Here is a 22,513-nt window from a genome sequence, read left to right on the forward strand (position 1 = left end):
CCCTACACTGTCGCTGGAACAGAACCGGTTGACCAATCGCGATCAGCCGCTCCACTTCACTGTCCTCTACTTCAATGCACCTATTCCACTGTGCACCTATTCCGCTGTGCTCCTATTCCGCTGTGCTCCTATTCCACAGTGCTCCTCTACCACCGCGCTCCCTTCGCCGCGGTGGCACCACTCGCGACATCGACGGAGATGAGATGACCGGCTCCCCCGAGCGGCTCCGGCTGCCCGAACGACTCCAGGTGACCGACGAGTGGACGGTCGTCGTGGCAGACGCGTCGTTCGATCACCTCGAGCACGCGGGGCGCGAGTTCCTGCGCGCGATCCGGGTCGTCGTGCGCGACCGCGACTGGCGCACGATCCCGGCGGCCTCGACGGCGCTCTCGCGGGGAGGCGACGGCTCGATCACGCTGACGGCCGAGCTCGACGACCTCGGGGTGAAAGCGACCTGGACGGCGACGCTCCGCCCGGACGGCCCCGGCCTGCGGCTCGCCGCCGAGATCGTCGCGCACAGCGACTTCGACAGCAACCGAGCCGGCCTCATCGTGCTGCACTCCCCCGCGGTCGCGGGCACGCCGTTCACCGTCGTGCACCCCGACGGGACGACCTCCGACACCGCGTTCCCCGTCGACGTCGCCCCGCACCAGCCAGCCCGCGACATCGCCGGCCTGCGGTTCGCGGGCGGCGAGCTCCGGTTCGAGGGCGACGTCTTCGAGATGGAGGACCAGCGGAACTGGACGGACGCGTCGTTCAAGACCTACAGCACGCCGCTGTCGCTGCCGTTCCCGGTCCGCGTCGCTGCCGGCGCCGTGATCAGGCAATCCGTCGTGCTCACGCCGACCGGCACGGCCCCGGCCCCTCCGGCTGCCGCATCTCCTGAGGCGCGCACCGCCGCCGTCTTCCCGCAGCTCGCCGTCGGAGCCGCCAGCGCCCCGGGTCGCCCCCGCCGCCTGCTCCCATGGCTCGCGGGCGCCGGGATCCTCGTCGAGCTCGACCTGACCAGCGCCGCCTGGTCGCGCGTCCTGAGCCGGGCCCGCGCCGACTCCCCCGGCGCACGGCTCGACGTGCGCCTGATCGCAGCCGACGCGGAGCAGCTCGTCGCCGCCGCGCACGCGCTCTGCGGGGTCCCGGTCGGCCGGCTGGCCGTCTACGACGCCGCGACACACGGCACGACGCCCGAGCTCTGGCGCCGTCTCGGCGAGCTCGCCGCGAGCGAGCCTCTGACCGGCACCCTGGTCGGCGGCACGCGCGCTCACTTCACCGAGCTCAACCGCACCTCGCAGTCCCTGCCCGACGACCTGGTCGGCGTGACGTTCTCGGTCACCGCGGGCATGCACGACTGGTCGACGACGCAGAAGGTCGAGTCGATCGCCCTTCAGCGCACCGTCGCCGAGCAGGCCGTGCGGATCGCCGCGGGCCGCCCCGTGCACGTCGGCCCGATCTCGCTCCGCGCGCGGTTCAACGCCGTCGCGACCTCGGCGCCGGCACCCGCGCCGGACGACCCGGAGCGCGACGGATCAGGAGCCGCGCTCACGTGGGGATCGTCCGACCCGCTGCAGCGCGAGCCGTTCTTCGCCGCCTGGCTGGTCGCCTCGGCCGCCGCACTGACCGTCGACGGCGTGGCGTCGCTGGCGTTCGCCGAGGCGTGGGGGCCGCGCGGCTTCGGCGATGCGGACGGCGCGCCCTACCCCGCCGCCGACGCGCTGCGCATCCTGAGCTCGTTCCAGGGGTGCGAGGTCGTCGAGGCCGGTCGGGTGGGGCCGGACACGTGGGCGATCGCGGTGCGCCGCCCGACCGGGGTCGAGGTCGTCGCTGCCAATCTGGGCGCCGACCCGGCCACCGTCACGGTCGCCGGCCGGACGCTGACCGTCGAGCCCCTGACCGTGGCACACCGGGACGAACGGCTCAGCTGACCGGCACCGATCCCAGCTCGTGCTGGATCTGGAGTGCGAGCTCGCGGAGCATCGACACGTCGACGTCCTCCCCCTCCCGAGGCTCGGAGTCGAAGACGCAGAGCGCGCCGATCCGGGTGCCGTCGGCAGTCTCGACCGGGTAGCCCGCGTAGAAGCGCATAGGCGCACCCTCCCCGGGAACCCGCGCGTCTGACCAGGCGTCCTGCACCACCAACGGCGTGGAGTGCTCGATCGTCACGCGGCAGAACGACGTCTCGAGCGAAGCCTCGGGACCCGCGTCGATTCCGGCCACGGCCTTGTTCCACTGCCGGTCTCCGCCGATGACGGTGAAGGCGGCGCCCCTGGTTCCGAAGGCCTGGGCGGCGCGGGCGACGATCTCGTCGAAGCGCCTCTCGGAGGGGGAGCCGTCGAGGCCGGCATCCCAGATGGCCGCGAGCCGGCGGTCGCGCGACTGAGGACGGTCGCGCGCCGCGCGGGTCTCGCTCTCGGGCGCGGCCTGCACCTCGAGGTGCGGTGTCATGGCGTCGGCCATGGTGAGCGCCCACTGGCGGAAGCGCTCAGGCGATCGGTAGCGGTGCTCCTCGGCGGTGGATCCCTGCCTCGTCGTCGGCTGGCAGTTCTCGGGCGGGCTGACGAAGTGCGCTCGCGGGTGACCCTGGCAGATGGCGAAGGTGAGCTGGTTGAGGTGATCGGCCCACCGGTCGGTCTCACCGCCCGGACGGGCCCTGTAGATCGGGATGCTCGACACCGGCTGGATGCCCATGACGAAGATCCCGGTGAGAGGCGCCGTGTGACGCTCGAACGCGTCGATGAGGCGCACCAGACCCTCGGCCCACTTGCGGGGCGACGTGAAGCGGTAGGCGTCGCTCGCCCCCATCACGATGACGATGGCGTCGTAGACGCCGAGCGAGTCGCCGGAGAGCACGCTCGCGGCCGACTCGACGTCCCACCGCATGTCGGCGAGGAGGTCGACGTCGGCCCCGCGCCCCGTGCGCTGGCTCAGAGCGCGGGCGAGCTGGCCGGGGATCGCGAGCTCGTGGGTGCCGACGCCCCAGCCCATCGCGATTCCGTTTCCGAAGACGAGCACGCGGTCGGGGTTCTCCCCGGGAGCATGCCCCTGGGGGGCATCGTGCGGTCGGGGGACGGACGAGGGTCCGTCGCCGACGAGTCGGTAGCGCTGGACCCGCGCGGGGCGCAGGAGGGCAGGGACGAGCTGGGACATGGGTTGCTCCGAGTGGTTGGTTCGGTTCGCCGGAGGTCGTCTTGTCGTCCTGATCCGTAGTGAACGACCGACCCCTTGTGGCTGGGTTGGGGCAACCGTACGTCTGTCGAATAGATGTGGCAAGCACCAGAAGTGGGGGCCGCCGACATCCGCCTCCGGTCCGAAGACTGTGCGAAGGCCCTCGTCGCGGCCCGCGCCGCTGGAGCTCGATGCCCTCCTAGAGCTCGATGCCCTCGGTGAAGGTGCGGAAGACCGGCGGCGCGGCCATGATCGATCCGAGGCGGTTGGCCCCCTCCGGGGTCTGCCTCCATTCGGCGTAGGCGGTGCGCGCCTCGACGGTCGCCCACGACTCCACGATCACGATCTTCGACGGGTCGTCGTCGTCGATCAGGATGTCGATGCCGGTGTTGCCCTCGCGGTCACGCGTCTGAGTCAGGACCTCGCGGATGACCTCGGTCGCGCTGGCGACGTCGGTGTTGAGGGTCATCTCGAGGAGCACGGTCATCGTCATGGGTCGTTCCGTTCGTCGGGCCGCTCCGATCGGCGGCGTCGATCCATCATGCTCTCGCGTCGTCAGACCGGCAGCACCTGTCGGAGAACAGCCAGCTGCGCCTCGTCGTCGAAGACGTCGCCGCCCTCGTGGCCGTTGTACGGCCAGACGGTGATCGCCTTCTCGCCGCCGTAGACGTTGAACGCGCCGAAGACGGTCGAGGGCGGGCAGATCGGGTCCATCAGCGCCGTCGTGAACCACGCGGGCGCGGTCGCACGGCGGGCGAAGTTGACGCCGTCGAAGTAGGCGAGCACGCCGTGCACGGCGTCGACCCGGTCGCGGTGCACGGCCAGGTACCGGCCGATCTCCTTGTAGGGATCGGCATCGGTCATGACGGTCGCGCGCGGGAAGTCGCAGAGGAAGGGCACGCGCGGGAACGCTGCGGCCAGCCCGGGAACGAGACCGGCTACGGCGAGCGCGATGCCTCCGCCCTGGCTGCCGCCGAGCACGACCACCCGATCGGCATCGATCGCCGGCAGCGTGCGAGCCGCCTCGACCGCACGGACAGCGTCCGCGAACACGCGGCGGTAGTAGTACGTCTCGCGGCTGTCGATACCCCGGGTCAGGAAGCCCGGGAACTGGGGGCCGCCGCCATCGGGGTCGGCGGTCGCGCCCTCGCTCCACGCCGAGCCCTGCCCCCGGGTGTCCATCTGGAGGTGCGCGTAGCCGGCCGACGACCAGAAGAGATTCTCGACGGCACGCCCTCGGCCGCCGCCGTACCCGACGAACTGCACGACGGCCGGAAGCGGCGCCGAGGCGCCGTGCGGCACGCGCAGCCACGCCCGGACCGGCTGCCCCTCGTACCCGGCGAACGTCACGTCGAACACGTCGACGGTGGCCAGGCCGGTGTCGACGGGCACCACGGCGAGGCCGAGATCGTGAGACCGGGTGCTGTCGAGGGTGGCCGCCCAGAACTCGTCGAAGTCGACGGGATCGACCTGGCTGCTGCTGTAGCGGCGGAGCTCTTCTTCGGGCATGTCGACGAACATGCCCACAGCCTAGCCAGCCGCCGCGACGCGAGCCGCAGGGCGAAGCCGCGACGGGTGGCCGTTCTCCCGGGGAGAGTCGTACCCTGGAGGCATCGTCGACATCGGAGTCGGCGACTCGGAGCCCCAGGGCTCCCGGTAGGCGGCGCAGAGAGGCGACGAAGACCAATGGACCACGAGACACGACGGTTCGCCCGCGAAGCGAAGCGCGAGATGAAGCTGCTCATCGAGCAGTGCTCGTACATCGCTCCCACGCACGAGCAATCGGCCGCGCAGGACCCCGCCGAGGAGTTCGACCGCGAGACCGAGGTCATCATGCGATCGAGCATGGGAGGCAGCGCCAATCTGGCGTTCTTCCTCCCCTACCTCTGGAAGCACCGGCACTAGACCGCTCGACGCGCTACGACCCGACCGCAGGCGAGATGGCCGCCCCGGTCGCACCCCGCAGGGAGTGACGACCGGGACGGCCATCTCGTGGCGTGCCGTCGACTAGGCCGGGAGCTCGAGCTTCTGGCCCGGGTAGATGAGGTCCGGGTCGGTGACCGTGGTCGTGTTGGCGCCGGCGAGTTCCTGCCATCCGCCGTCGAGGTGCGTGGCGATCGTCGCGAGCGTGTCGCCCGACTTCACGGCGTAGGTCTTGCCGCTGGTCTTGACCGGCGTGATCGCCGGTGCGGGCACCGTGCTCGACTCGGTCGTCGTCGGTGTGCTCGTGGACGGCGCGGGTGCGGCCGGAGCAGCAGGCGTCTCGGGAGCGGCGGGTGCCGCGGGAGCCGCTGGTGCCGTCGCGGCCGCGCCGGAGGTGCCCGAGAGCCCGAGCTTCGCCGAGCACGCCGGCCAGGCGCCCCAGCCCTGCGAGGCGAGGACGTTCTCGGCGACCGAGATCTGCGTCGCACGACTGGCGGCGGCCGGCGAGCCGGTGCCGCCGTTGGCGGTCCACGTGCCCTGGGTGAACTGGAGTCCGCCGTAGTAGCCGTTGCCGGTGTTGATGGCCCAGTTGCCGCCGCTCTCGCATTGAGCGAGGGCGTCCCACGTGGAGGCGTCGGCCGCGTTGGCCGGGGCCGCCGCGAGGCCGACTCCGCCGGCGGTGAGCGCGACGAGCGCGGCCGATCCGAGGAGGACGCGGGGACGGCCGATCCTCTTCGATGCGGTGTTCTTCGATGCGGTGTTCTTCGATGCCATGAATGCTCCAGGGGGACGCCGAAGACCTCGAGGGTCGGCCGCCCACCCCTGCCGATAGAGGTCAGGTAGCGGCTGCTGCAGGCTGGGCGGCCCGACGGCGAGATGCAGCGCCGCGGCGAGGCCCCCGGTGACGAGGGCCGAACGACGCACCACGCTAGGCGAGGGCATCGTGCGGATCAAATCGTGCGCCTGGGAATCCCCTCCGCCTGGATTTTCAGGGAACTCTCACCGCAGAACGGATTTTTCTGACGGCAGGAGCCGTTGCCATCACCATGAGCACACTAGGAATCATCGGAGCAGGTCACATCGGCAGCCAGGTCGCCCGCGCGGCGATCGCGACCGGATACGACGTCGTCATCAGCAACTCCCGCGGGCCGGAGACCCTCGCCGACCTCGTCACGGAGCTCGGGCCGAAGGCGCGCGCCGCGACCGCGGCCGGGGCAGGGGAGGCCGGCGACGTCGTCGTCGTGACCGTTCCGCTCAAGGCCATCGAGCAGGTCCCCGTCGAGCCCCTCGCCGGCAAGATCGTCATCGACACGAACAACTACTACTTCGAGCGCGACGGCCACATCGCCGCTCTCGACGAAGGCACCGACACGGTCAGCGAGATGCTCCAGAGGCACCTCCCGACGAGCCGCGTCGCCAAGGGCTTCAACCACATCATGGCGAAGGACATCACCGAGGACGCCCTCCCGGCGGGCGACCCGAAGCGCCGCGCACTCGCGACCTCGAGCGACTTCGACGACGCGAGCACGTTCGTCGAGAAGCTCTACGACGAGTTCGGCTTCGACACCGTCAACGTCGGCCCGCTGGCCGACAGCTGGCGCGTCGAGCGCGACCGCCCGGCCTACGTCGTGCGCCAGTCGAAGGCCGAGCTCGTCGAGAACTTGGCCAAGGCCCCGCGCACGGTCTGACCGAGCGCGTCGGCGTCAGTCGTTGCGGTACAGCGTGGCGGCGGTCGCGGTACTGCGCGACTTGACGGCGAGCACGATCATCGTGACGAACAGTGCGATGAGGGCGACCGCCATGAGCCCGGCGACAATGGCGAGGAAGACTGCGAAGACCGACATGGTCCGAGCGTAGTCGACCTTCCTGTCGCCGGGCTTTCTCGTGCGCGCTCGCGGGTGCGGACGCTCAGGCTGCGAGAGCCGCGCGAGCCCGGCCGAAGAGCCGTGCGATCCACTCGCCGCGGCGGGGAAGATGCGCGTGCGTCTTCGTCCGCAGCTCGATGCGCTTGAGGCCGCGCGCGAGGTCGTGCAGGTTGTTGCGGCGCGTGCCGTCCCAGTTCACGTAGAGGTAGCGGCCGTCGAGGAAAGGCAGCGAGCGCACTCGCGCCCGCTGGTACGAGTCGGGGCCGGCGAAGTAGTGCGCCTCGCCGCGGTGGATCTGCTGCGCCGCGAGCTCGGCGTCGATGACGCCGGTCGGGGTGACGAGGGCGACGATGGCCCCGGTCGTGTCTCGCACGACGAACTCGATGGTGAGCTCGGACATCGCGGACCTCTCTCGGCGGTTCAGGCGCCGTTCGGCAAACGACGCGGGCGGACCGCGGGATCCGGAAGAGGGGCGAACGTGTCGAGGCGGCCTGTGCCGGAACCCTCGGTGCTTCCTGTGACGATCATACGAGCGAGCCGAGTCGATTTCCACCACCCGAGCGGGGGTTGACTACGCGGGCTTTCCCGTCGCCAGGCGCCACCAGGTCGGAGCGCCGGCGGCGATGGCGTGCACCGCGCCCTCGATGTCGTCCAGGTCGCCCATCTGCAGCCACACCTCGATCGCGCCGACTGTGCCCGATGCCGCATAGGCCGCGATCATCCGAGTGGTCTGGTCGTCCATCTGCTCTACCGGGAGCGGGGCGATCTGCGGATAGGCGGTCAGAGCGGTGACGATGTTGTCGGCCAGGAACGTCGACAGCGAGCGCCGCACGGGCGCTCCGTTCTGCCCGAGCAGGGCCGCGCGGTACGCGGGCCCGAAAGCGGCGATGTGCCGGAGGAGCCCGGCCTCCGCCGTCGCCAGCACACCCTGGAGCGCGCTGGACGCGGGCATGCCCTGACCGACGTAGCCGAGGAGGTACTCCTCGAGCTTCTCGTGAAGGGCGAGTGCCAGCAGGTCGACGACCGACGAGGAGTGCCGGTAGAACGTATCGCGCGTGACGCCGGCGTCTCGGGCGACCTCCGAGACGCTCACGTCGTCGATGCGACCTGCCGCGGCGAGGGCCAGTACGGCGGAGGTCAGCCGGTCGCGGCTTCGTCGTGCTCGCGGATCCATGGAGACAACGTAATCACGCACCTGTCGACCACTGCCAGGTTCTCAGCAAGTCGTCCCCCGCATGACAGCCGAAAGGCGGACAGACAGATCACCTCGTGTTGCCTCGAGCAGGAAGGGGCGAGGCCGATCGACCCAAACGACCGGCCCCGCCAGGCGATCGCGTGGATCGCCGTCGTCCACGACCCTGATCCGATGCCGTGGACTCCTCCAAAGTATCAAACAAATGTCAGCGAGACCACGGTTCCTGCATATCGGACCTCGGTCCACGACCCTCGACCGCTACAGCGATGCCGCCCACTCCGACACGAAAGTCCAGTCGCCCTCGGGCCGCTGCTCCTCCACGAACCGGACCAGCGCCTCGGGCACCGGAGCACTGGCGGCCCCGCCGAGGCTCATGACCGAGAGCGACGCGCACAGCCCCGCGAATCGCAGCTTCTGCTCGAGGGGCCAGTCGCGGCCGAGCACCACCATCAGGGCCGCTACGAAGACGTCGCCGGCTCCGGTCGGATCGACGGCAGGAACTGCCACCGCCGCCGTCTCGACCATCGTCCCGCTCCCGGCGTCGTACGCCACGACCCCGCGGGGCCCGCGCGTCACGACGGCGAGGGGCGTGTGCTCCCCGAGCGCCCTCGCCGCGAGGTGGGCGTCGTCGGTGCGCGTGTACCGCATCGCCTCGAGGTCGTTCGGCACGAAGACGTCGACGCCGTCGAGCCGGTCGAGCACCTCGCTCGACCACGAGCCCGTGGAGTCCCAGCCGACGCCGCCCACGACAGTCGTGCCGCCGGCGCGCAGCTCGGCGACCCAGCCGGGAACCGGCTCGGCGAGCTCGACGTGCACGACTCCGACCGCGCCGAGCCCGGCCGGAGGCGTCTTGCGGCGCTGGCACTCGGCGTCCGTGAGCGACTCCTCGTAGGTGATGAAGCTCCGGTCGTGCGCGCCGGTCAGAGCCACGGTCACCGGGCTCTGCCGGCCGGGCAGCGTACGGACACGGCTGACGTCGAGGTTCGCCTCGCTCTCCAGGAGGCTGCGGATGTGGGCCCCGAGCACGTCGTCGCCGAGCTCGGCGAGCAGCGCCGTCGAGGCGCCGAGGCGCGCCCCCGCGACGGCGCGATTGGCCACTCCGCCGGGCGTGACGGAGAACGCCTTCGCGAACACCTCGGTGCCCGCCTCGGGCACGGCGACGCCCGAGAAGACGAGGTCGCAGTAGACGATCCCGCTGAAGAGCAAGTCGGTCCGTGATTCGGTCACGAGTCCATCATGACGGCTGGACGACCTCGAACACCGCCGGCCCCAGGGTCAGCTCGCCGTCGGTGAGCGGCTCGCACCGCATGCCGCCGCGGCCGCGGAGGGCCGCGAAGGCGCCGGGCGCGAGCTCGTGGTCCATCCAGGCGCACGGGTTGGCGGGGCGGTTGCCGCGGAAGAGCACGGCGCCTGCGCCCGAGTCGAGCGAGAACAGGGCTCCGCGGAGGGTGTCGACCGGCATGCCGCGGACGATCACGTTGCGACGGGTGAGGGCGGGATCGAACGCGACCGCCCCGAGTTCCTGCGCCGCCGTCTCGAGCTGCCCGACGTCGAAGAAGGTCACCGACGCGCCGCGGTGCGCAGGCTTCGCGAAGTAGCGGTCGCCGACGATGCCGAGGCCGGCGCGGATCTCGACACGGCCGGGCAGCTCGCTCTCGCGCTCCCCCTGGCCGAACGGCCGGGCGCCGTCGGCGGGGCGGCCGTCGTAGCGATGCCGGGGCGAGGCGAGCAGCAGCTCGATGGTCACGTCGCGCCCGGTCACCCGGCCCACGATACGCGGCGCGACACCGGGGAATGGATCGGCGCTCCTAGAGCTTGGGCCGAGCATGACCCAGTCGCCTGAAAGGCGCGGATGGCTCGGCGTGATCTCGGTATCGCTCGGCTCGTTCGTGCTCGTCCTCTCCGAATTCCTCCCGATCGGCCTGCTGCCCAACATCGCCTCCGACCTCGGGATCGGCATCGGCACTGCAGGGCTCCTCATCGTCGCCACCGCCATCGCGGCCGCGATCGGCGCCCCCGTCATCACCGTCGTCAGCTCGCGCATCGACCGCCGCTACGTGCTCTGGTCGCTGATGGTGCTGCTGATCATCGCCGACGTCGTCGGCGCCATGGCGGGCTCGTTCGCCCTGCTCCTGGTCGCGCGGGTGCTGCTCGGCGTCACCCTCGGCGCCTTCTGGGCCATCGGCGCCGGCATCGCGGGCCGCCTCGTCGCGGCACCGCAGGTCATCAAGGCCACCTCGATCATCACCGCGGGCGTCTCGGTCGCGACCGTGGTCAGCCTGCCGCTGGGGTCGCTCGTGGCGAACCTCGCGAGCTGGCGCCTCGCCTTCGTGATCGGCGCCGGCCTCGCGGTCGTCGCGCTCGTCGGCCAGCTGATCCTCCTGCCGTCGATCCCGTCGAGCTCGCGCGTGGCGTTCCGCACCTTCGGCGGGCTGTTCCGGGTTCAGCGCGCCCGCGTCGGCCTGATCGCGACGGCCTTCGTGTTCCTGGCGCAGTTCACCGCGTACACCTTCATCACGCCGTACCTCGAGGACCTCGTCAAGGTCGACACGTCCACCGTGACGCTGGCGCTGCTGGTCTTCGGCATCGCCGGGATCGCCGGCAACTTCGCGTTCAGCGTCGCCCTGTCGCGAAACCTGGTCGGCACGCTCCTGTTCGGCAAGATCCTGCTCGCGGTCGCGATCGTGCTTCTGCCGCTGCTCGCCTGGACCGTGCCCGGCGTGTTCGTCCTGCTCATCGTCTGGGGCTTCGTCTGGGGCGGCATGCCGCTCGGCATGCAGACGTGGATGTCCACCGCCGCTCCCGGCGTCGCCGAGGGCAGCCTGGCGATGTTCGTCACCACGATCCAGCTGGCGATCTCGGGCGGCTCGATCGTCGGGGCCGTCACCCTCGGCCTCGGCGGCTACGGTGCCACCTTCACGGTGTCGGCCGTCATCGCGGCGCTCGGGTTCGTGACGCTGCTGGTGCTGGGGCGGAGCGGGTCGTCTCGCGCGGCGTCGGCGCCGGCGCCCGCCGCAGCCGCCGTGCCGGTCACGACCGGCGCCATCGCGGTGCCCTGCCCCTAGCCCGTCGCGCCCGGACCTCCCCCACCACACCACGATCGGGACTCCACACCACGCGATGTCGTGGTGTCGAGTCCCGATCGTGGGTTCGGGGCCCGGCCCGGACAGCGGTCGCTAGGGGCCGAGCTCCGCGACCGTCGGAGGATTCGCCCCGGCGCGCGACACCGTGACGCGGGCGCTCGCCAGGGCCGTCGCTACGACGGAGGACAGCACGCCGGCAGCCAGCCCGCCAGCGCGCACCGAGTCGGCTTGCCCGCCGTCGAGCAGCGCGAACAGCAGCCCCGACATGAAGGCGTCTCCGGCGCCGATGGTGTCGACGACCTCGACCGGAAGCGAGGGCAGCGCGACCCGGTCGGTCGACGTGGCCGCGACCGCACCGTCAGGGCCGCGAGTGATGGCCGCGAGCGTGACGCCCAGGCCGAGGTAGCGGTCGAGCACGGCGTCGAGGGGCAGGCCCGGGTGCAGCCAGGCGGCGTCCTCGTCGCTCATCTTCAGCACGTGCACCACCCGCGCCAGCGCGTCGACGGTGGCCAGGACGGCGTCGCGGTCGGGCGTGATGCTGGGCCGCACGTTCGGGTCGAAGCTCAGGAGCGCCCGGTCGCGCGAGGCCTCGAACAGGCGCCGCACGTCGTCGCTGCCCGGCGCGAGGGCGGTCGCGATCGAGCCGGTGTGGAGCAGCGCGACGTCGTCAGGAACGCTGATCGCCCCGGGTGCCCACTCGATGTCGAACTCGTACTCGGCGTGGCGATCCTCCTGAATCGTGGCGACCGCCGTCGAGGTCCGGTGCGAGGTCACCGTGGCCGGGTCGACGCTCACCCCCGCCGAGGCGAGATGCGCCAGCAGGGCGTCGCCGCGTGCGTCGCGGCCGACCGAGGCGCGGAACGCGGTGCCGACTCCGAGCCGGGCCAGCCCGTAGGCGACGTTCATGGGGCTCCCGCCCGGGTGCTCGACCGTGGAGTCGCCGTCGACCACGATGTCGACGAGCGCCTCGCCGACGACGAATGCTGCGCTGCTCATGCTCGGAGCGTACCGGCAGTGTCGTCCCCTCAACCATCACCCCCGGGGCGCAGGAACTGCGACTACGCCGCCACAGCCCGAGCCGCCGCGCGGAACCGCCCCGGCGCCGCACCCCGCGCCCGGCTGAACGCCCTCGAGAACGCGTACACCGACGAGTACCCCACCGCCGCGGCGACGGCCTCCAGCGGCTCGTCGCCGTCGCGCAGCCGCACGGCGGCGAGGTCCATGCGCCAGCGCGTCAGGTACGCCGCCGGAGTCTCGCCCGCCACCGACTGGAAGCGCCGGGCGAGCGTCGCCTTCGAGACGTTCAGTCGCGCCGCGAGGGCGGTCGTGGTCCAGGGCGCGGCGGGGTCGGCGTGCACGAGAGTGAGCGCCTCGGTCATCAGCGGGTCGCCGAGGACCCCGAACCACGACGGCTCCGACGGCGCAGGCCTCGTGGCGAGCCAGACGCGGAGAAGCTGCACGAGCAGGATGTCGACCAGGCTGTTCATCACTACGCTCGCTGCGATCTGCGGGTGGGCGAGCTCGCGGGCGAGGAGGCGCACGGTGTCGTCGAGGCAGGTGCCCCCGTTGTCGGCGCGGATGTGGACGACCTCCGGCAGCAGCTCCAGCACCTGGGTGGAGACCGCCGGGTCGTGGCGGTAGGCGGCCCCGAGGATGTGCGTCTGCACATCGCCGTCGCCGAACCGGAGCACCCCGCCCGTGCGCCGGGCGTGGGCGGCCGTGCTCGAGTCGCAGAGCGGCGCGGGAGCGCCCGGGTGGCTCGTCAGAGTGTGGCCCACCCCTGTCGGAAGGAGGACCACGTCGCCGGGCATCAGCTGTCGGGGGTCGTGCCCGGGCACACCGAGCCATGCGGTGCCCGAGGTGACGGCGTAGAAGGCGGCGCCCGGGTTGTCGGTCCACCAGACACCCCAGGTCGCGGTGGCCTCGATCCGGGCGCCGAGGGTGCCGCGGACGCCGGAGACCGCGAGTACGTCGGCAAGGAGGTCCATCCCCCCAGGATAGCCGGCAAGCATCTCTGCACCTGCACACATGAGTCGATCGGCTATCGATTTGTTCTCTCCAGGCATCGACCTGCGCATCACCTGCTTCGTACGCTCGACGAGTGCCGAACGGACGGCACCGGAAAAGGAGCACCAATGAACATCGAAGGCCAGATCGTCCTCGTCACCGGATCGAACCGCGGCATCGGCCGGCAGTTCGTCGAAGAGCTGCTCGCGCGCGGCGCGGCGAAGGTCTACGCGACCGCCCGCCGCCCCGAGGGCGTCGACGCCGAGCTGTCCGGGCTGACCGGCGTCGCGATCCTGCCGCTCGACATCACGGACCAGGCGTCTGTCGACGCCGTGGCAGCGGCAGCTCAGGACGTCACGCTGCTGATCAACAACGCCGGCGTCTCGACCGGCGCCGACCTGGTCGCGGGCGACCTCGCCCTGATCCGCCGCGAGATGGACACCCACTTCTTCGGCACCCTGAGCATGGTGCGGGCGTTCGCGCCGATCCTCAGGGCGAACGGCGGCGGCGGGATCGTGAACGTCCTGTCGGCGCTGTCGTGGTTCAACTGGATCGGCGCCGGCGCGTACGGTGCGGCCAAGGCGGCCGGCTGGGCGATGACGAACGGCGTGCGCCTCGAGCTCGCAGCGCAGGGGACCCTCGTCACGGGCGTCCACCTCGGAGCCGCCGACACCGAGATGATGGCCGGCTACGACGGTCCGCTGCTCGCACCCCGCGACGTCGTGATCGCGGTGCTCGACGGGGTCGAGGCCGGCTCGACGGAGGTCGTCGTCGACGAGTGGAGTGCCACGGCGAAGGCCTCGCTCGCGCTCGCGCCGTCGGCCAGCCCGTTCTACGACGGCACGTTCAACGCCTGAGGCAGCGCCACGACGCGCCGAGCCCCGCCGTTTCGGCAGATCCCCGCTGTCGCGCAGGAGGGACGGAGCCGAAACGGCGGGGTAGGGGCCGGCGGGCCGGGCCGCTAGACGGCCGCGGCCACCAGCACGTCGGCCGTCAGGCTGCCGTCGGCCACCGCGAGCCGCACGGTCGACCCGGCGGCGAGGCGCCCGTCGACCATGAGCGTCGCGAGCCGGTCGTCGACCTCGCGCTGGATCAGCCGGCGCAGCGGGCGAGCGCCGTACTCGGGCTCGTACCCGTGCTCGGCCAGCCAGTCGACGGCCTCGGGCGAGGCGTCGAACCGGATGCCCTGCGCGGCGAGCCGGGCGCCGGTCTCGGCCAGCATGAGCGACACGATCGCTGCGAGCTGCGTGCGCTCGAGCTTGCGGAACAGCACGATCTCGTCGATGCGGTTGAGGAACTCCGGTCGCATGGCCTCACGCAGCTTGCCCATCACGCGGTCGCGCAGCGCCTTGTCCGAGCCGAACCCGCTGTGCCTGTCAGAACCGCCGCCGTCGGCCGGCCCGCCGACGAAGCCCATCGCACCGCTCCGCGACGCCAAGAACTCCGACCCGAGGTTCGACGTCATGATGACCACCGTGTTGCGGAAGTCGACCGTGCGTCCCTGTCCGTCGGTCAGGCGCCCGTCGTCGAGCACCTGCAGCAGCAGGTTGAACACGTCGGGGTGCGCCTTCTCGATCTCGTCGAGCAGGATGACCGAGTACGGGTTGCGGCGCACGCGCTCCGTCAGCTGACCGGCTTCTTCGTAGCCGACGTAGCCGGGAGGGGCGCCGACGAGGCGCGAGACGGTGTGGCGCTCGCCGAACTCCGACATGTCGAAGCGCAGCATGGCGGTCTCGTCGCCGAACAGCGACGCGGCCAGGGCCTTCCCCAGCTCGGTCTTACCCACGCCCGTCGGGCCGAGGAAGAGGAAGCTGCCGGTCGGGCGGCGCTGGTCGCCGAGCCCGGTGCGCGAGCGCCGGACGGCCTTGGCGATCACCGCGACGGCGTCGTCCTGACCGACGACGCGCTCGTGCAGCTCCGTCTCGAGCAGCGCGAGCCGTGAGCGGTCGCCGTCGGTGAGGCGCGCGGCGGGGATCCCCGTGGCGCGCGAGATGAGCTCGGCGATGTCGTCGGCGGTGATGACCGCGTCGGCGTTCGCGGCGAGGTCCTCGGGCGCAGGAACGCCGGACGCTTCCGCCAGCCGGGCCTCGACGGCCGTCATCGCGTCGCGCAGCCCCGACGCCTCCTCGTACCGCTCGGCCGCCACCGCGCGGTTCTTCTCGGCCTCGAGCTCGGCGAGCTCGGCCTGGAGTGCGGCGGTGTCGACGACGAGCCCGAGGCGCAAGCGACGGCGGGCGCCGGCCTGGTCGATCAGGTCGATGGCCTTGTCGGGGAGGAAGCGGTCGCTGACGTAGCGGTGCGAGAGCTCCACTGCGGCCGCGAGGGCCTCGGGCGTGTAGGTCACCGAGTGGTGCTCCTCGTAGCGCGGGGCGAGCCCGCCGAGGATGGCCGTGGCGTCGGCCACCGAGGGCTCGGGCACCTGGACGGGCTGGAAGCGCCTCTCGAGTGCGGCGTCCTTCTCGACGCGGCGGTACTCGGCCAGCGTGGTGGCGCCGACGACGTGGAGGTCGCCCCGGGCGAGACGCGGCTTGAGGATGTTGCCGGCGTCCATTCCGCCGTCGCTTCCGGCACCGGCGCCGACGACGGTGTGCAGCTCGTCGATGAAGACGATGAGCTCGTCGGAGTGCGCTGTGATCTCGTCCATCGCCTTGGTGAGGCGCTCCTCGAAGTCGCCGCGGTAGCGGGTGCCCGCCACCATGCCCGGCAGGTCGAGGGCGACCACGCGCTTGTCGCGGAGCACCGGAGGCACGTCGCCGGAGACGATGCGCTGGGCGAGACCCTCGACGATGGCGGTCTTGCCGACGCCGGGCTCGCCGATCAGGACGGGGTTGTTCTTGGTGCGGCGGAGCAGGATCTCGACGGTCGCCTCGATCTCATCGGCGCGGCCGATGACCGGGTCGATGAGGCCCTCGCGAGCTCGCGCGGTGAGATCCGTGCCGTACTGGTCGAGCGTCGGCGTCTCGGATGCCGGCTCGGCGCCGGCCGCCGCCTGCGCGGGGCCGCCGGACTGCACGAAGCGCTGCATGGCCTCGGGAGTGATCCCCGCGGCGCCGAGCAGCTGGCCGGGCGCGGAGCCCTGATCGACGACGAGCGCGAAGACGACGTGCTCCGGGTCGACGTAGGTCGAGCCGAATGCGCGTGCCGCCTGAGCGGCCTCCAGCAGGATCCGCTGGGCCGCCGCGGTCAGGGCCGGACGCTGCGGGGCATCGGCGGACGCGCCGGGGAGGCGGCCGTCGACTGCCGCGGCCAGGGCCTCGCGGTCGGCTCCGACGTAGGCGACGAGGTCGCTGGCCGGGTGGAGGTCGAGCGCGGCCCGAAGGATGTGGAGAGCGTCGAGCTCCGCGTGACCGCGCGAGACGGCGATCTCGCGCGCCGCGGCCATGAGCTCGTGCGTGCGACGGCTGAGGAGTCGGCTGATGTCGACGTTGTCGGGCATGGAACCTCCAGGAGAAACTTGAGTGCCTTTGACTCAACTCAACGCAGGAGGACGCGAGACATTCCCACCCCGCCCACAAAGGTGAGCGGGGTGGACTCAACCCTTACTTGTAGACGGCCTGAGTCAGCACCTGCGAGGCCCGGGCGGAGAACTCCCCGCGCACCAGCACCTCGTAGCGGCCGGCCTCCATGGTCTTGATCGACGAGAAGTCGCGGCGGCCGCGGGTCATGGCGTGCCCGGCGAATCCGAACAGGGCTCCCCACACGGCACCCGCCACGACGGCCGTGAGGAGCACCGCGACGAGGTTCGCATTGGCGAAGATCGCGAACAGGAAGCCGAGGAACAGGCCGAACCAGACGCCGCTGAGCGCACCGCGCCCGGCCGCCTTGCCGTTGGTGAGACGCCCCGACACGTTCTCGACCGTGCGGATGTCGTGGCCGACGATCGAGACGTTCTCGACGGGGAAGCCCTCGTCGCTCAGGCGGTCCACCGCGGCCTGGGCGTCCTCGTACTTCGTGTAGGTCGCGACGACCTGCGGGTAGCCGCCGCCGGCGAACGCGCCGAAGCCGCCGGCCTGCTCGGCCTGCGATCCCGTGGAGTCGGCGGCGGGCTGCGTCGTGACGGGCGGCGGGACAGCACCCGGAGGCGCGTACTCGCCGTACTGCGGGGCGGGGCCGGCCTGAGGGCGGTCGGCAGCGGGGTCTCCGGCAGAACCGGCACCAGACGGGTTGTCGTTCGACATCGAGTACTCCTTGTGAATTCAGGGACGGATCTCCACTCTGCCCTTGTCGCCTGGCGTTTTTCGGATAGTCCCCGGTCAGCGCCGGAGGTGTGCCTAACACTCGCCCATTACCAGGAAAAACACGGCCGCACCAGGGGATGACGCAAGCGTCACCCACGTGCGAGCATCCCCATCGATGAGCCAGCACCACGACAGCCCGGACGCCGAGCAGACGCCCGATACCGCCCAGATCAAGGCCGACCACCACGGACGCGACCTCGACGAGGCCTTCGCCCTGTACGCGGGCAACTACAACGGCTCCGGCTTCTACGCGGAGCAGACCGAGCTGCCGTTCGCGTACCGCTACACGATCGACGGCGACGACGACGTGACCCTGCGGTCGTCGAGGTTTCTCGGATCGATCCGCGGCACGGTGCAGCCCGAGGGCGAGTACATCGTGTCGTGGCTGACCGCCGGCCAGGGCCTGATGGACATCGGCGCGGACGAGCTGCGGATGGCGCGGGGGCGACCGGCGATGTTCCCGACGGGTCGGCGGTACGCGTTCCACCTCAGCGACTTCCGGCAGAACCTCATCCACTTCGAGTCGGGCTACCTCGAGCGGATCGCGGCCGAGCGCGCCGGCGCGGAGCCGAGCCGGCTCCACTTCGACCACACGGCGATTCCCGACACGGCAGCGCTCGTGGCGTGGAACGAGGCCGTCCAGGTGGCCGCGCGCGCCATCCTCGGCACGCCCTCGACCGAGCTGCAGCAGTCCGAGGCGAAGCGGCTGCTCGCCGGAGCCCTGCTCGACACGTTCGCGCACGAGGGCCCCGAGCGGCGAGGTCTGGCGGTCGCGCCCGGCAACGCGCGGCTCGTCGCGGCCCTGGAGTTCGTCCACGAGCACGCGGCCGAGCCGATCACGACCACGGCGATCGCCGACGCGGCCGGCCTCAGCCTGCGCGGGCTGCAGCACGCCTTCCACCAGCAGTTCGAGTCGACGCCGAGCGAGTACCTCCGGGGCGTCCGCCTCGACCGGGTGCGCGGCGAGCTGCTGGCCGCGGCCCCCTCCGAGACCACCGTGTCGATGATCGCCCTCCGCTGGGGCTTCGCGCACTCGGGCCGATTCTCGTCGGCCTACGTCAAGCGGTTCGGCGAGTACCCGGCTCAGACGCTGCGGCGCTGAGTCGCGCGGCGACCTCCATCGCGGTCGGGCACCGGCCCGTAGCCGTCGCGCGCGACGGCGACGACGACTAAGGCGATGGCGACGAGGCCAATCCCGGCGAAGACGAGCAGGGCGATTATTGACGAGTCCAATGAGGTCATGTCGAGATCCAATCCTGCTTTGGCGGCCGCAGAAAGGACCAATCCCGGTAAAGTGGCTCCGTGACCACGACGACCGCCCTCGGAACCCACGCGCTCCAGACCCTTCTCGGCGAATGGCGCCACGGCGGCGTCGCGCACATCGAGCTCGCCGAGAAGCTGAACGTGCTCCTGATCGACGGCCGCGTCCGCTCGTCCACCCGCCTCCCGGCCGAGCGCGAGATCGCCCGCGCGCTCGGCATCAGCCGCACCACCGTCGTGTCGGCGTACCGGCTCCTGCGCGAACGCGGCGTGCTGTCGAGCGTCCAGGGCTCGGGCAGCGTGCTCGAGCTCCCCGACGCGACGCGCCCCGCCGACGTCTCAGGCCCCGTCGACCTCGACCTGAGCAAGGCGACCCCCCAGGCGTGGCCCGAGGTGGCCGACTTCGCCGCCCGGGCCCTCGTTCGCCTGCCCGAGCACGTCGCGCGAGGCGGCATCGATTTTCTCGGGGCGCAGGAACTCCGCCAGGCCATCGCCGACCAGTACACCGCCAAGGGCGCCCCCACCACCGCCGACAACATCCTCGTGACGCTCGGCGCCCAGCACGCCATCGCGCTCATCGCCCGGACGCTCCTCGGCCGGGCCGACCGCGTCGTGGTCGAGACGCCGAGCTACCCGCACGCCCTCGACGCCTTCCTGTCAGCCGGCGCGCGGCTCGTCGCCAGCCCGCTCCCCCTCGGCGGCACCGACGCGCCTGGCCTCGCCGAGACCCTCCGCGATGCGCGTCCTGCCCTCGCCTACCTGATTCCCGACTTCCACAACCCGACCGGCGCGAGCCTCCGCGACGACGACCGCGAGCTCCTGCTCACCACCGCGGCGCGCACCGGAACCCCGCTGCTCGTCGACGAGACCCCCGCCGACCTCGACATCGACCGGCCGTTCACCACCACCCCGTTCGCCGCGCTGCCGTCGCACGGCGCCACGGTCATCACCGTCGGCTCGATGAGCAAGCTGATCTGGAGCGGCCTGCGCATCGGCTGGATCCGTGCGGAACGCCACCTCATCGAGCGCTTCGCCCTCGCCCGGCCCGCCGGCGACATGGGCAACGGGGTTCTCGACCAGCTCGTCGCGGTGGAGGCCATGGCGCACCTGCCGCGCATCCGCGAGGCCCGGCGCATCGAGCTCGGTGCCGGGCGCGACACCGCGGTGCGCCTGCTCAGCGAGCTCCTGCCGGAGTGGGAGGTGCCGACGGTCAACGGAGGTCTGGCCCTGTGGATCGGCCTCGGCGCCCCCCTCAGCTCCGCCCTGTCGCTCGCGGCCCGCTCCCGGGGCGTCACCGTGACTGCGGGCTCGCGGTTCGGCATCGACGGCGCGTTCGAGCGCAACCTCCGAATCCCGATCACCGACTCCACCGCAGCGCTCGAAGAGGGCATCTCGCGCCTCGCCGAGGTGTGGTCGACGCTCGGTCCGGGCTCGCGCTGGCGGAGCGCCGCCCACGAGACGGCGTTCGTCGTCTGAGTCGGGCTAGTTCTTGCCCTTGTCCGTCGACGGCGTCGGCGCCTTGTCCGCACCCTTGTCGTTCTTCGCGTCACCCGACGGGTCGGACTTCGCCGGCGCCTTCTGCACGTAGCCGATCTCGGACTGCGGCGGGGCCGTGAAGCCCGTCGCGCCGGGGTAGGCGACGTTGAGGTCGTGGATTATCTGCTTGTCCATCGAGAACTTCAGGCCGTAGCCGTACTGCCCGTTGATGTACGTGTGATAGAAATTCGCCCCGCCCGAGATGTTGCCGACCCAGGTGGCCTGCGCGATCTTCGACGTCGAGGTGACGAGCCAGTTCTGGACGGCGCCGTCGGTGGTGCCCGTCTTGGCGATGATCGGGACGCCGTCGCCGGGGTTGGCCGACGCGGCGGTACCGCCCGGAGTGAGGACGGTCTGAAGGGCGTACTGGACGCCGTGCGCGACGTCTTCCGACATTCCCTGAGTGCACTTGGTCGGTGTGGCCGCGATCTTCTTGCCGTCGGCGCCGGTGATGCTCATGATGGCGACAGGGGAGCAGACGACGCCGTTGTTGGCGATGCCGGCGTACGCGGTGGCCATCGCGAGGGGGGCGACGTAGTTCGTGCCCAGGATCATCGACGGCACCGAGATGAACGGGTTCGCGTCGGGATCGGCCGGGTGGATCCCCATGCCGAAGGCGGCGTTCTGGATCGAGCAGAGGTCGAGCTTCTTGCCCATCTGCGCGTAGGCGGTGTTGATGGACTCCTCGGTCGCGAGCATGACCGACATCGAGCCCGGCACCGCCTCGGCGTTCGCCACGGGCCACGGATCGTTGCTGATGCCGTAGCAGCTGTTCGTGAACTCGCTTCCGGTGAAGTCGTGCTCGGAGGTCGTCACGGTCTCGTTGAGCGTGTGGCCCGCCTCGAGCCAGGCGGCGAGCGTGAAGGCCTTGAACGACGAGCCCGTCTGGAAGCCCTGCGAGCCGCCCCGGTCGTGGTCGGTGTTGTAGTTGACGCTGGTCGTGCCGGCTCCACCGGTCGATGTCTCATTGAACGTCGTGTTCTGCACCATCGTGATGATGCGACCCGTGCCCGGCTCGACCGACACGTTCGAGGCGCCGACGTTGAGACCGGGGACGCTCGTGGGCATGTATGCGCTGACCGCGGTCTGAGCCTGCGCCTGCAGGTCGAGGTTGAGCGTGGTGTGGATAGCCAGGCCGCCCTCGGTCAGGGTCTCGATGCGCTTGTCGGCCGTCTTGCCGAACGCGGTGTCATCGAGGAGCGACAGCTCGACGTACTTGCAGAAGTAGCCGGCGTCGTACTTCGCGGCCGTCGCACAGCCGTTCGACTGCTGCGTGATGTGCGGGGTGACGGGCTGCTTGATCGCCTTCGCGTACTGCGCCTGCGTGACGAACCCCTCGATCTCCATGCGGTGGATCACGTAGTTGCGGCGCTCGAGCGTCGCGGCGTAGTGGTTCGCCTTGCCGTTGGCCTTGTTCGCCGGCTGGTCGATCCGCAGGTTGGAGGGGTTGTTGATCATGGCGGCGAGCGTCGCCGCCTGGGCGAGCGTCAGGGCCTTGGCAGGGACGCCGAAGTAGTACTCCGCGGCGGCCTGGATGCCGTAGACGGTGCCGCCGAAGCCGACGATGTTGAGGTAGCTGCGGAGGATGTCGTCTTTGGAGTACTTCTTCTGCACGCCGATCGCGTAGCGGAGCTCCTTCAGCTTGCGCGCCGCGGACTGGGCGGTGACAGTGTCGTAGCACTTGGATGCCTTCGCCTTGTCCTCCTTCGTCGAGCCGTCGTACTCCTGCGCGCAGCGCTGCACGAGCACGTTCTTGACGTACTGCTGGGTGATCGACGAGCCTCCCTGCACGTCGTGGCCGAGGGTCGTCGCGAGCGCGCCGCGGACGGTGCCCTGCAGGTCGATCGCGCCCTCGGTGCGGAAGCGGGGGTCTTCGGTCGAGATCGTGGCCCGCGCGACCCACGGCGACATCTCGTCGAGCGCCACGTCGGTGCGGTTCTGCACGTAGAACGAGGCCAGCTTGACGTCTTTGCCCCCCTTCTTGGCGTAGATCGACGACGCCTGAGCCGGCTGCGTGATCTTCAGGTAGCTCGGGAGCGCGTTGAACGTGTCGGCGGCGGTGACCACGCCCTCGCCGGCCACCGCGAGGGTCGGCACGAACAGCATGGCGGCGAGCATGCCGGCCACCACGGACAGGCCGATGAAGCCGAAGAGGGCGCCGATGATTCGGGGGGCGGAACGTTGGGTCACGCGTCAACGGTAAACGGGGTACGGCGATTCCGCGAAGAGGGCTGAGCTATTCGTTGT

General features: G+C 71.1%; 22 protein-coding genes. 7 read left to right on the forward strand and 15 right to left on the reverse strand.

Going from position 1 to position 22,513, the window contains the following annotated elements; all coding sequences use genetic code 11:
- Positions 1-203: 203 nt before the first annotated feature.
- Positions 204-1,919: a D-apionate lactonase family protein gene (locus AC3CBB_RS11550; RefSeq protein WP_488624676.1), complete on the forward strand. Its 1,716-nt coding sequence runs from the start codon at positions 204-206 to the stop codon at positions 1,917-1,919.
- Here the strand turns inward: AC3CBB_RS11550 and AC3CBB_RS11555 are convergent.
- From AC3CBB_RS11555 to AC3CBB_RS11565, 3 genes are all read right to left on the reverse strand, one after another.
- Positions 1,912-3,141: a GAF domain-containing protein gene (locus tag AC3CBB_RS11555; protein WP_488624677.1), complete on the reverse strand. Its 1,230-nt coding sequence runs from the start codon at positions 3,139-3,141 to the stop codon at positions 1,912-1,914. The two genes, AC3CBB_RS11550 and AC3CBB_RS11555, sit on opposite strands and share 8 nt — an antisense overlap.
- A 217-nt stretch (positions 3,142-3,358) precedes the next feature.
- A complete protein-coding gene (locus tag AC3CBB_RS11560) occupies positions 3,359-3,652 on the reverse strand; it encodes a putative quinol monooxygenase (protein WP_488624678.1) in 294 nt (97 codons plus the stop codon).
- Positions 3,653-3,714: 62 nt separating this feature from the next.
- Complete coding sequence (locus tag AC3CBB_RS11565; protein ID WP_488624679.1) at positions 3,715-4,680, reverse strand: acetylxylan esterase; 966 nt, start codon at positions 4,678-4,680, stop codon at positions 3,715-3,717.
- A gap of 165 nt (positions 4,681-4,845) precedes the next feature.
- On the opposite strand from AC3CBB_RS11565, the gene AC3CBB_RS11570 reads away from it, so the two are divergent.
- On the forward strand, positions 4,846-5,064 hold the full coding sequence (locus AC3CBB_RS11570; RefSeq protein ID WP_488624680.1) for a hypothetical protein: 219 nt from the start codon (positions 4,846-4,848) through the stop codon (positions 5,062-5,064).
- 102 nt (positions 5,065-5,166) lie between these two features.
- Here AC3CBB_RS11570 and AC3CBB_RS11575 read toward each other — a convergent pair whose 3' ends face one another.
- Positions 5,167-5,856: a transglycosylase family protein gene (locus AC3CBB_RS11575; RefSeq protein ID WP_488624681.1), complete on the reverse strand. Its 690-nt coding sequence runs from the start codon at positions 5,854-5,856 to the stop codon at positions 5,167-5,169.
- Between the two features lie 272 nt (positions 5,857-6,128).
- Between AC3CBB_RS11575 and AC3CBB_RS11580 the strand changes: the two genes are divergently transcribed.
- Positions 6,129-6,770 carry an NADPH-dependent F420 reductase gene (locus AC3CBB_RS11580; RefSeq protein ID WP_123505460.1) on the forward strand — a complete coding sequence of 214 codons (642 nt, stop codon included), beginning with the start codon at positions 6,129-6,131 and terminating at the stop codon, positions 6,768-6,770.
- A 15-nt stretch (positions 6,771-6,785) separates the two neighbouring features.
- Here the strand turns inward: AC3CBB_RS11580 and AC3CBB_RS11585 are convergent, their stop codons facing one another.
- From AC3CBB_RS11585 to AC3CBB_RS11605, 5 genes are all read right to left on the reverse strand, one after another.
- Positions 6,786-6,926: a hypothetical protein gene (locus AC3CBB_RS11585; RefSeq protein ID WP_488624682.1), complete on the reverse strand. Its 141-nt coding sequence runs from the start codon at positions 6,924-6,926 to the stop codon at positions 6,786-6,788.
- A gap of 64 nt (positions 6,927-6,990) precedes the next feature.
- Positions 6,991-7,347 (reverse strand): hypothetical protein, encoded by a 357-nt coding sequence (locus tag AC3CBB_RS11590; RefSeq protein ID WP_488624683.1) that lies wholly within the window; start codon positions 7,345-7,347, stop codon positions 6,991-6,993.
- 171 nt (positions 7,348-7,518) lie between these two features.
- Positions 7,519-8,121: a TetR/AcrR family transcriptional regulator gene (locus AC3CBB_RS11595; protein ID WP_123505462.1), complete on the reverse strand. Its 603-nt coding sequence runs from the start codon at positions 8,119-8,121 to the stop codon at positions 7,519-7,521.
- Between the two features lie 279 nt (positions 8,122-8,400).
- Positions 8,401-9,369 carry a carbohydrate kinase family protein gene (locus AC3CBB_RS11600; RefSeq protein WP_488624684.1) on the reverse strand — a complete coding sequence of 323 codons (969 nt, stop codon included), beginning with the start codon at positions 9,367-9,369 and terminating at the stop codon, positions 8,401-8,403.
- A gap of 7 nt (positions 9,370-9,376) precedes the next feature.
- Positions 9,377-9,904, reverse strand: a complete 528-nt coding sequence (locus AC3CBB_RS11605; protein WP_488624685.1) for a molybdenum cofactor biosysynthesis protein — start codon at positions 9,902-9,904, stop codon at positions 9,377-9,379.
- Positions 9,905-9,968: 64 nt separating this feature from the next.
- Between AC3CBB_RS11605 and AC3CBB_RS11610 the strand changes: the two genes are divergently transcribed.
- Positions 9,969-11,207, forward strand: coding sequence for an MFS transporter (locus AC3CBB_RS11610; protein ID WP_488624686.1), 1,239 nt, complete (start codon positions 9,969-9,971; stop codon positions 11,205-11,207).
- A 111-nt stretch (positions 11,208-11,318) separates the two neighbouring features.
- Here AC3CBB_RS11610 and AC3CBB_RS11615 read toward each other — a convergent pair whose 3' ends face one another.
- Positions 11,319-12,221 carry a carbohydrate kinase family protein gene (locus AC3CBB_RS11615; RefSeq protein ID WP_488624687.1) on the reverse strand — a complete coding sequence of 301 codons (903 nt, stop codon included), beginning with the start codon at positions 12,219-12,221 and terminating at the stop codon, positions 11,319-11,321.
- 62 nt (positions 12,222-12,283) lie between these two features.
- A complete protein-coding gene (locus AC3CBB_RS11620) occupies positions 12,284-13,213 on the reverse strand; it encodes an AraC family transcriptional regulator (RefSeq protein WP_488624688.1) in 930 nt (309 codons plus the stop codon).
- A gap of 147 nt (positions 13,214-13,360) precedes the next feature.
- On the opposite strand from AC3CBB_RS11620, the gene AC3CBB_RS11625 reads away from it, so the two are divergent.
- Entirely contained in the window at positions 13,361-14,089 is a 729-nt protein-coding gene (locus tag AC3CBB_RS11625) for an SDR family oxidoreductase (RefSeq protein ID WP_488624689.1), read from the forward strand.
- A 104-nt stretch (positions 14,090-14,193) separates the two neighbouring features.
- On the opposite strand, the gene AC3CBB_RS11630 is transcribed toward AC3CBB_RS11625, so the two are convergent.
- Together AC3CBB_RS11630 and AC3CBB_RS11635 are read right to left on the reverse strand one after the other, a co-directional pair.
- Positions 14,194-16,668, reverse strand: coding sequence for an ATP-dependent Clp protease ATP-binding subunit (locus tag AC3CBB_RS11630; RefSeq protein WP_488624690.1), 2,475 nt, complete (start codon positions 16,666-16,668; stop codon positions 14,194-14,196).
- Positions 16,669-16,771: 103 nt separating this feature from the next.
- A complete protein-coding gene (locus AC3CBB_RS11635; RefSeq protein ID WP_233579907.1) occupies positions 16,772-17,410 on the reverse strand; it encodes a YflT domain-containing protein in 639 nt (212 codons plus the stop codon).
- Between the two features lie 175 nt (positions 17,411-17,585).
- On the opposite strand from AC3CBB_RS11635, the gene AC3CBB_RS11640 reads away from it, so the two are divergent.
- A complete protein-coding gene (locus tag AC3CBB_RS11640) occupies positions 17,586-18,572 on the forward strand; it encodes an AraC family transcriptional regulator (RefSeq protein ID WP_123505469.1) in 987 nt (328 codons plus the stop codon).
- Here AC3CBB_RS11640 and AC3CBB_RS11645 read toward each other — a convergent pair.
- On the reverse strand, positions 18,554-18,712 hold the full coding sequence (locus AC3CBB_RS11645) for a hypothetical protein (RefSeq protein ID WP_488624691.1): 159 nt from the start codon (positions 18,710-18,712) through the stop codon (positions 18,554-18,556). The genes AC3CBB_RS11640 and AC3CBB_RS11645 overlap by 19 nt on opposite strands.
- A 60-nt stretch (positions 18,713-18,772) precedes the next feature.
- Between AC3CBB_RS11645 and yczR the strand changes: the two genes are divergently transcribed.
- Positions 18,773-20,206, forward strand: a complete 1,434-nt coding sequence (gene yczR / locus AC3CBB_RS11650; RefSeq protein WP_488624692.1) for a MocR-like transcription factor YczR — start codon at positions 18,773-18,775, stop codon at positions 20,204-20,206.
- 6 nt (positions 20,207-20,212) lie between these two features.
- Here the strand turns inward: yczR and AC3CBB_RS11655 are convergent, their stop codons facing one another.
- Positions 20,213-22,456: a transglycosylase domain-containing protein gene (locus AC3CBB_RS11655; RefSeq protein WP_488624693.1), complete on the reverse strand. Its 2,244-nt coding sequence runs from the start codon at positions 22,454-22,456 to the stop codon at positions 20,213-20,215.
- Positions 22,457-22,513 lie beyond the last annotated feature (57 nt).

It is taken from the genome of Frondihabitans sp. OV104 (genome assembly GCF_057787745.1).